1 protein-coding gene is annotated in these 338 nt (G+C 34.9%); it reads left to right on the top strand.

Annotation, left to right across the window (positions count from 1 at the left end):
* Positions 1-338, top strand: a 338-nt coding sequence (locus tag ABCO64_RS10470; RefSeq protein ID WP_484213836.1) for a tRNA ligase subunit PheS family protein, incomplete at both ends; no start/stop codon positions are given.

Here is a 338-nt window from a genome sequence, read left to right on the forward strand (position 1 = left end):
GAAGATTCAAAAAAACCAGAATTTGGTCAGACCATCAATCAAGCGAAAAAGAAATTTTCGATATTGATTGATGAGAAAAAAGAAGCCTTAAGAAGCGAAGCAATCAATGAAAAGCTCAAAAAAGAAACGATTGATGTGACATTGGATGCGCCTGATTATAGAGTCGGTGCAACCCATATTTTAAATCAAATCGTTGATGAGGTTGAAGATTTATTCATTGGAATGGGCTATCAAATCAAAGAGGGTCCTGAAATAGAAAGCGATGAGATGAACTTTGAAAAACTCAATCTTCCTAAAAACCATCCGGCAAGAGACATGCAAGATAGTTTATATATAAG

It is taken from the genome of Methanocalculus natronophilus (assembly GCF_038751955.1).
In the GTDB taxonomy this organism is placed as follows: domain Archaea; phylum Halobacteriota; class Methanomicrobia; order Methanomicrobiales; family Methanocorpusculaceae; genus Methanocalculus; species Methanocalculus natronophilus.